The organism is Escherichia sp. KCJ4928 (assembly GCF_004352695.1).
In the GTDB taxonomy this organism is placed as follows: Bacteria; Pseudomonadota; Gammaproteobacteria; order Enterobacterales; family Enterobacteriaceae; genus ECMA0423.
On record NZ_SJWV01000804.1, the window covers coordinates 1 to 255 of the forward strand.

At 45.9% G+C, this 255-nt stretch carries 1 protein-coding gene; it reads right to left on the reverse strand.

What is annotated here, in order from left to right:
• Positions 1–255: porin (locus E0D98_RS26860; RefSeq protein ID WP_205713051.1), on the reverse strand; the 255-nt coding region annotated here is incomplete at both ends.

A 255-nucleotide genomic window follows, 5' to 3' on the forward strand; every position in this document is an offset into this window, starting at 1 on the left:
CTTTTGCAACGCTGCCGGAATCAACGACCACTTCTTTTTCAGTCACATCCCCAGTTAAAGGATCTTTGATTTCAATAGTTTTGCTACCATTCAGTCCCTGAACCTGCTTATTGGTACGATCTGACTTGGTATACGCAGCCACAAAACCAAAACCATCAAACTCATAGCTGGCTGAGAAACCATACCCATCACCATTGGCCTTCTGGAGGTCATCGCGCTCATTTTTGCCCTGATACTGCGCCGCAAAATTCAGAC